This is a genomic window from Sinorhizobium sp. NG07B (assembly GCF_002532005.1).
In the GTDB taxonomy this organism is placed as follows: Bacteria; Pseudomonadota; Alphaproteobacteria; order Rhizobiales; family Rhizobiaceae; genus Sinorhizobium; species Sinorhizobium fredii_C.
Genome location: NZ_NWTD01000004.1, coordinates 643,200 through 649,830, shown reverse-complemented (window position 1 = coordinate 649,830; position 6,631 = coordinate 643,200). Strand labels below are relative to the sequence as shown.

Sequence of the window (6,631 nt, the reverse complement as noted above, 5' to 3'; positions counted from 1 at the left end):
GTCTTGCCATGGTCAACGTGGCCAATCGTGCCGATGTTGACGTGCGGCTTGTTGCGCTCGAATTTGCTCTTTGCCATGGGTACGCTTCCTGTGGTCAAATACGATGGATCAGCCGGCTGGGCCGGTTTGTGCAGCCGTTTAAGGGTTTCGCGGCATTTGCGCAAGACTTAATTGCGTCCGCCCGGACGGCAAGGTCTCAGCCAATTTTAAAGTCCATAGAGAAGCTCCACCGCGCCAGCGCGGATGGAATCGCCAGAGCCAGAACACTCAACGATGTCAGGAACATCCGACACTTTTTTGAAGTAAGCCGGAAAGTGGCTGGAGCGGGTAGCGGGAATCGAACCCGCGTATTCAGCTTGGAAGGCTGCTGCTCTACCATTGAGCTATACCCGCGGGCCTTCGATCCTGAAGCAGAATGGTGGAGGGAGTTGGATTTGAACCAACGTAGGCTGAGCCAACGGATTTACAGTCCGTCCCCTTTAACCACTCGGGCATCCCTCCATTATTCTGTCGGGATCAATCGACCAAGCTTTTGAGATCGTGGAAGAAGCACGCCGTTTCGTGTCGTCTTTCGATCTGCGCCGGGTATATGGCCGGCCGCATTCCTCCTGTCAACAGAGCGAAACGGAAAATTTCAGAATTTCTCCACAGCCACCGGCGGCCGCACTATCCGAAACCATTTCCAAGACCGAACTAACCTCACTATAAGATGCGCATGAGCAAGGACAAGAGCGGCGACAAGAGCGCCAAGGACAGCCACTACGCCACTTTGCGGCGTGCCCATCGCGACGCCCGCCGCGAGCGCGGCGAGATTCCGACACCCCGCCCGGACAAGCGCCGGAAGATGCCGGCCGACTGGAAGCCGCCGGCGCTGGCGCCAGAGCAGGTGCTTCTCTATGGGCTGCACACGGTCCGCGCCGCCCTCGACAATCCGGAGCGCACGGTCATCCGCCTCAGCGTGACGCAGAATGCGGCGGCGAGGCTGGAACTCGGCGAGCCTTCGTCACTCCCCTTCCCCGTCGAAATCGTCACGCCGCAGGATCTCGATCGGGTCCTCGGGCCGGATGCCATCCACCAGGGCGTCATGCTGGAGACGCGGCCGCTGCCGCACCGCAAGCTCGAGGCGCTCAGCGATTGTCCGTTGATCCTCCTGCTCGACCAGGTGACCGATCCGCACAATGTCGGCGCCATCATGCGCTCGGCGGTGGCGTTCGAAGCCGGCGCGCTGATCACCACCATGCGCCATAGCCCGACCGAATCAGGCGTGCTCGCAAAATCGGCCTCCGGGGCGCTGGAACTCATTCCCTATATCCAGATAACCAATCTCGCCGATACGATTGAAGAACTGCACAAGCTGGGCTTCCAGACGATCGGTCTTGATTCGGAGGGTCCGCAACCGCTGGAGGATACCTTCTCTGGCGAGAAGATCGCCCTCGTGGTTGGATCGGAAGGCAAGGGGCTGCGGCAGAAGACGCGGCAGACCGTTGCGGCGCTGGCCCGACTCGATATGCCCGGCGCCATCAAGTCGCTCAATGTCTCGAACGCCGCGGCGATCGCGATGTATGCAGCAAGGCAGCACCTCAAGGCTTGAAACGGCCGATGCCGGTCAAAGCACCGGCACGGCGCTTAAGGTCATGTGCGCCGTCGGACAGCCGTCACGCACCTTCTTCCAGGTCGTGACGTTGAGGTTCATTTCGCAGCGCGCCATGTAGGAGATGCCGCCGACCCGGATGCATGTCATCTGGCCGAGTTCGTATTTTGTCCCGTCGCGATTGCGACAGGTACAGCGCCGGTCCGGCGGCGACGCAGCCGCACTCTCGGCGACCATGGCGGCAGCCGACAGCGACAGGGCCAGAACCTGCAGAACGACCAGGCTTCTCATCTCGCTAGAATACCGCAAATCCGGCCCGATCAGAAACGAAGAATGCCGGCCGCTTGCGCGACCGGCATTCTTCCGCAACAGACCGGCACTTTTGGTGAGCGGGATGCGGGCGGAAAACCACGAACAGTTTTCCTCATCCCGCTCCGGCGCCGGCCGAATTCAATCTTAGCTCGCCAGGCGCAGAACGTTGCCTTCCGCGATGGTCTTTTCAGCTTCGGCAATGGCGAACTGCTTCTGGTCGGCACCGAGGTTCAGGCCCTCGGCGCGGACGAACTCAACGTCGGTGATTCCGAAGAAGCCGAAAACGGTCCGCAGATAGCTTTCCTGGTGATCCATCGCCGAAGCCGGGCCGGCAGAATAGTGTCCGCCGCGCGTGGAGGCGACAATCACCTTCTTGCCCTTGGCGAGACCCTCCGGGCCCGCCTCGGTGTAACGGAAGGTCTTGCCAGCGACGGCCAGGCGGTCGATCCAGGCCTTCAGCTGGCTCGGGATCGAGAAGTTGTACATCGGCGCACCGATGACGATCGTGTCAGCGGCAAGGAATTCGTCGAGCATCTGGCGGCCAGTCCGAATATCGGAGGCGAGCGCCGGATCGACTTCACCGAGGTCGGCAGGCGCCATGATCTGTGCGCCGGTCAGATGCTGGAGGCGCTCGGAGACGAGATCGCGATAGGTGACTTTCGCGTCGGGCCGGTCTGCCTTGATCTGTGAGACGATCGCCGCCGTCAGACGACGGGAAACCGAATGTTCTCCGAGAATGCCGGAGTCGATATGAAGGACGTTCATGGGAGGCACCTTTGTTTCTAGTTGCGGTGCACAACATATGATTTGAAAACAATCGCTGGATAAGACGGCGAATAATTGACATTCCGTTTCCTGAGGGAAACAATCGGAGCGTTCCGGCGCGGGAAAATCAGACTCCGTCGGAACGATCACATTGGATTCCCAGAGCGGATGCGCGCGCGACGCCCGCTCTGGTGGAGGCTAGCATGCAGGACCTGAACGATATCGCCCTCTTCGCCGCCGTCGTGAAGAACAACGGCTTCAGCGCCGCCGCGCGTTATCTGAACATTCCCAAATCCAAGCTCAGCAAGCATGTGGCGCGGCTGGAAGATCAACTGGGCGTGCGGCTTCTCGAGCGCTCGACGCGCAAGCTGCGCGTGACGGAAATCGGCCGCGTTTTCTATGAACACGCCCAGGGGCTGCTCGACGGCGTAGCGGCCGCGGAAGCCGAGGTCGCCGCCGTGCGCGGCGAGCCGACGGGCGTTGTGCGGCTTGGCTGCCCCCTCGGCTTCGCACCGATGCTGGCCGACATTCTGCCGGGCTTCCATCGGCGCTACCCGGGCGTCCGACTGCTCATCACCGCCACGAATCGACGTCTCGATCTCATCGAGGAGCGTTTCGACGTGGCGCTTCGCGCGCGCGACCAGCTCGATACGGACAGCCACCTGATCGTGCGCAAGTTCGGCGAGGTCCGCTCGCGGCTGGCCGCCAGCCCGACGCTTCTTGCGCGAATCGGAGAAGTCACCACCACCAATCTTGCCGAAATGCCGACGCTCTCCATGAACGAGCAACACGCAAGCGACGTGTGGCGCCTCTATCACGCGAACGGCGGATCGATCGAGATCGCCCACCGACCGGTGATCGGCTGCAGCGATTTCGTCATCCTCGAACGCGCCGCGATCGAAGGAATGGGGATCGCGCTTTTGCCGGACCACATCTGCGAGCGCGCCTTCCGAACCGGCGTTCTCGTCCCCGTCCTGCCTGAGTGGGGCTCCGGCAACGTCATGGTCCATCTCGTCTTTCCGTCCCGACAGGGCGTACTGCCGGCGACGCGCGCGCTGATCGACTATCTGGCAGAGAACCTGATCAAGGCGATGCAGCGTTGCCGCGAGATCGACCCGAGACCGGCGCAGTCCTTCGATATTTGAGGAAATTGTGAGTCGCCGATCAGTGTGGGGAGGTGTGGTAGCTTCGAAAAGCTTCAAAAATGGTGCCCCCAGAGAGACTCGAACTCCCGACCTACTGATTACAAATCAGCCGCTCTACCAACTGAGCTATAAGGGCACTTTTCGATCACGGGAGTTACCATATTCCTTTCTTGTGTAAAGCAAAAATGCGGCTCCTCTCAAAATTTCGGGTGCACTCGCCGCATGGTCGTGCCAGAAAAACAGGCATGGCGTCGATCGCCGCGCCGGGCGCAACGACAAACGGACTGAATGCATGACCCAGTTCAGCACACTCGCCTTCATCGCCTCGACGGCCGAAGAAGCGCAGAAGGCGGCAAAGGAACTCAAGGAGATTTACGGCGACCACGACCCGGAGGAGGCGGACGTGATCGTCGCGCTCGGCGGTGATGGTTTCATGCTGCACACGCTGCACAAGACGATGAATACCGGCAAGCGCGTCTACGGCATGAATCGCGGCTCGGTCGGCTTCCTGATGAACCGCTACAGCACCGATGATCTGCGCGAACGCATCGCCAGCGCCGTCGACAACGCCTTCCACCCCTTGGAAATGCGGACCCTCGACGCCAACGGCAACGAATTCACCGCGCTGGCGATCAACGAGGTCTATCTCTTCCGCCAGTCCTATCAGGCGGCAAAGCTCAAGGTCCTCGTCGACGGCAAGGTGCGGCTCGATGAACTGACCTGCGACGGGCTGCTGCTCGCAACACCGGCGGGATCGACTGCGTATAACCTGTCCGCCCACGGGCCGATCCTGCCGCTCGAGGCCCCGCTTCTCGCCTTGACCCCGGTCAGTCCCTTCCGGCCGCGGCGCTGGCGCGGCGCGCTGCTTCCCAACCGCGTTACCGTCCAGATCGAGATTCTCGAGGCCGAGAAGCGGCCGGTCAACGCCGTCGCGGATCACCAGGAGGTCAAGTCGGTCGTTCGGGTCACGATCGCCGAATCGGAGAAGCTGACGGCCCGCATCCTGTCCGATCCGGATCATTCCTGGTCCGACCGCATCCTGGCCGAGCAGTTCTCCAATTGAATCACAAGCGGAACGTCATGGTATTCTGCGGCAGCGGTTATTGTTCCGCGCCGCGCACGAAGGAATCTTGAGGATGCGCAACCCCCTTGTGATCGCGCTTTGCTTCCTGTTGTCCGCGGGCGCTCTGCGGGCGCAGGACGGCGGCATCCTCCCCTCGAACGTCACTTTCGTCACAAGCACCGGCTATTGGGAGGACGGAGCCGGCGTAGCGCCGGCCGGCGATCCGGAAGGCGTTGCGCAACGGGCCGCGCAGCGTGGCTACTACAAGCTGATTGCCGTGCGGCAGAGTGACGGCACCGCGCGCATCCATCTCCAGCAGATCGCCTCGACGCCGACCGGCCCGGAAGTGGTCTCGTCCGCCGAGCTCGAGGAGTTCACGGCGATGAAGTCCTTTGTCACCGACATTCGACCCGAGACCTCGACGGGCATCACGCGGCAGCCGGGAATGTTCGCGACCGTCTATCTGAAGACCGACCCTTCCGCCACCGAACCGGAATCGTGGACGGTGCTGATAGACGAAGTCGGGGACATCAAGATCGAGCGCGCGACCAACTGACGCCGACAAAAGAATACGGCCGGGGAGCACCCGGCCGTTTGTCGCAGTTCCTGTTCGGCGCGTTCAGCCCAAATCCTCGACGACCGCATCCGCACCGCCGCTGACGCGGTGGGCAAGTGCGGCCTCCATAAACTCGTTGAGCTCGCCGTCGAGCACGTCGCCGGGGCTCGTGCTTTCGACGCCCGTCCGCAGGTCCTTCACCAGCTGATAGGGCTGCAGGACATAGGAGCGGATCTGGTGACCCCAGCCGATATCGGTCTTTGAAGCGGCTTCGGCATTGGCCGCCTCCTCGCGCTTCTTGAGCTCGGCTTCATAGAGCCGGGCGCGCAGCATGTCCCAGGCCTTGGCGCGGTTCTTGTGCTGCGAACGCTCCTGTTGGCACTGCACGACGATGCCGCTCGGCATATGCGTGATGCGCACGGCCGAGTCGGTCGTGTTGACGTGCTGGCCGCCGGCGCCCGACGAACGGTAGGTGTCGATGCGGCAATCGCTTTCATTGATGTCGATCTGGATCGAATCGTCGACGACCGGATAGACCCAGATGGACGAAAACGAGGTGTGACGGCGCGCATTGCTGTCATAGGGCGAGATGCGGACGAGCCGATGGACACCCGATTCGGTCTTCAGCCAGCCATAGGCGTTGTGGCCCTTGACGAGGAGCGTCGCCGACTTGATGCCGGCCTCTTCGCCGTCCTGGATTTCCAAGAGTTCCACCTTGTAACCTTGCCGCTCGGCCCAGCGCGAATACATGCGCAGCAGCATGTTGGCCCAGTCCTGGCTTTCGGTGCCGCCGGCGCCCGAATGGACTTCGAGATAGGTGTCGTTCTGGTCCGCCTCGCCCGAAAGCATGGCCTCGACCTGCTTCTTCGCAGTCTCGTTGCGCAGCTGACGGAGTGCGTCCTCGGCCTCGCTGACGATGGCCGAATCGCCCTCCTCTTCGCCGAGTTCGATCAGCTCGATATTGTCGCTCAGCTGCTGCTCAAAACGGCGCAGGCCGGTAATGCTGTCGTCGAGCTGCTGGCGCTCGCGCATCAGCTTCTGCGCCTCGGCCGCATCGTTCCAGAGCGACGGATCTTCCGCCTTGTTGTTCAACCAGTCCAGTCGTCTTATCGCCTGCTCCCAGTCAAAGATGCCTCCTCAGCAGGCTTATGGCCTGCTTGATTTCGTCGACGATGTTCTCGATTTCGCTGCGCATGGTC

Annotated in this window: 7 protein-coding genes, 3 tRNA genes and 1 pseudogene; 4 read left to right on the top strand and 7 right to left on the bottom strand. The window is 61.8% G+C overall.

Features of this window, described 5'->3' with window-relative positions:
• From CO664_RS30965 to CO664_RS17815, 3 genes and pseudogenes are all read right to left on the bottom strand, one after another.
• A pseudogene (locus tag CO664_RS30965) lies at nucleotides 1-77 on the bottom strand (elongation factor Tu); the annotation flags it as partial.
• Between the two features lie 242 nt (nucleotides 78-319).
• Nucleotides 320-393: transfer RNA gene (locus CO664_RS17820), tRNA-Gly, on the bottom strand.
• 23 nt (nucleotides 394-416) lie between these two features.
• Nucleotides 417-501: transfer RNA gene (locus tag CO664_RS17815), tRNA-Tyr, on the bottom strand.
• A gap of 214 nt (nucleotides 502-715) precedes the next feature.
• Between CO664_RS17815 and CO664_RS17810 the strand changes: the two genes are divergently transcribed.
• The gene (locus tag CO664_RS17810) at nucleotides 716-1,591 is read left to right on the top strand and encodes an RNA methyltransferase (protein ID WP_097539501.1); all 876 of its coding nucleotides are present in this window, start codon (nucleotides 716-718) and stop codon (nucleotides 1,589-1,591) included.
• 15 nt (nucleotides 1,592-1,606) lie between these two features.
• On the opposite strand, the gene CO664_RS17805 is transcribed toward CO664_RS17810, so the two are convergent.
• Together CO664_RS17805 and CO664_RS17800 are read right to left on the bottom strand one after the other, a co-directional pair.
• Nucleotides 1,607-1,882 (bottom strand): hypothetical protein, encoded by a 276-nt coding sequence (locus CO664_RS17805; protein WP_176536617.1) that lies wholly within the window; start codon nucleotides 1,880-1,882, stop codon nucleotides 1,607-1,609.
• A gap of 165 nt (nucleotides 1,883-2,047) precedes the next feature.
• On the bottom strand, nucleotides 2,048-2,668 hold the full coding sequence (locus CO664_RS17800) for an FMN-dependent NADH-azoreductase (protein WP_097539472.1): 621 nt from the start codon (nucleotides 2,666-2,668) through the stop codon (nucleotides 2,048-2,050).
• A 203-nt stretch (nucleotides 2,669-2,871) separates the two neighbouring features.
• On the opposite strand from CO664_RS17800, the gene CO664_RS17795 reads away from it, so the two are divergent.
• Nucleotides 2,872-3,813 (top strand): LysR family transcriptional regulator, encoded by a 942-nt coding sequence (locus tag CO664_RS17795; protein ID WP_097539471.1) that lies wholly within the window; start codon nucleotides 2,872-2,874, stop codon nucleotides 3,811-3,813.
• 60 nt (nucleotides 3,814-3,873) lie between these two features.
• On the opposite strand, the gene CO664_RS17790 is transcribed toward CO664_RS17795, so the two are convergent.
• A tRNA-Thr gene (locus CO664_RS17790) sits at nucleotides 3,874-3,949 on the bottom strand.
• Nucleotides 3,950-4,105: 156 nt separating this feature from the next.
• On the opposite strand from CO664_RS17790, the gene CO664_RS17785 reads away from it, so the two are divergent.
• Together CO664_RS17785 and CO664_RS17780 are read left to right on the top strand one after the other, a co-directional pair.
• On the top strand, nucleotides 4,106-4,876 hold the full coding sequence (locus CO664_RS17785; protein WP_037414225.1) for an NAD kinase: 771 nt from the start codon (nucleotides 4,106-4,108) through the stop codon (nucleotides 4,874-4,876).
• Nucleotides 4,877-4,949: 73 nt separating this feature from the next.
• Nucleotides 4,950-5,432 carry a hypothetical protein gene (locus tag CO664_RS17780; protein WP_097539470.1) on the top strand — a complete coding sequence of 161 codons (483 nt, stop codon included), beginning with the start codon at nucleotides 4,950-4,952 and terminating at the stop codon, nucleotides 5,430-5,432.
• A gap of 63 nt (nucleotides 5,433-5,495) precedes the next feature.
• On the opposite strand, the gene prfB is transcribed toward CO664_RS17780, so the two are convergent.
• Nucleotides 5,496-6,627, bottom strand: a protein-coding gene (prfB, locus tag CO664_RS17775) for a peptide chain release factor 2 (protein ID WP_097539469.1) whose coding sequence is annotated in 2 segments (ribosomal slippage) — nucleotides 5,496-6,557 and nucleotides 6,559-6,627 — 1,131 coding nt in all. Because the reading frame shifts where the segments join, the coding sequence is not laid out codon by codon here.
• Between the last annotated feature and the right edge of the window lie 4 nt (nucleotides 6,628-6,631).

What these genes read in the sequence shown, in the direction of transcription:
- CO664_RS17795 (WP_097539471.1), top strand. Translation starts at nt 2,872, where the DNA reads ATGCAGGACCTGAACGATATCGCCCTCTTCGCCGCCGTCGTGAAGAAC.
- CO664_RS17810 (WP_097539501.1), top strand. Translation starts at nt 716, where the DNA reads ATGAGCAAGGACAAGAGCGGCGACAAGAGCGCCAAGGACAGCCACTAC.
- CO664_RS17805 (WP_176536617.1), bottom strand. Translation starts at nt 1,882, where the DNA reads ATGAGAAGCCTGGTCGTTCTGCAGGTTCTGGCCCTGTCGCTGTCGGCT.
- CO664_RS17780 (WP_097539470.1), top strand. Translation starts at nt 4,950, where the DNA reads ATGCGCAACCCCCTTGTGATCGCGCTTTGCTTCCTGTTGTCCGCGGGC.
- CO664_RS17785 (WP_037414225.1), top strand. Translation starts at nt 4,106, where the DNA reads ATGACCCAGTTCAGCACACTCGCCTTCATCGCCTCGACGGCCGAAGAA.
- CO664_RS17800 (WP_097539472.1), bottom strand. Translation starts at nt 2,668, where the DNA reads ATGAACGTCCTTCATATCGACTCCGGCATTCTCGGAGAACATTCGGTT.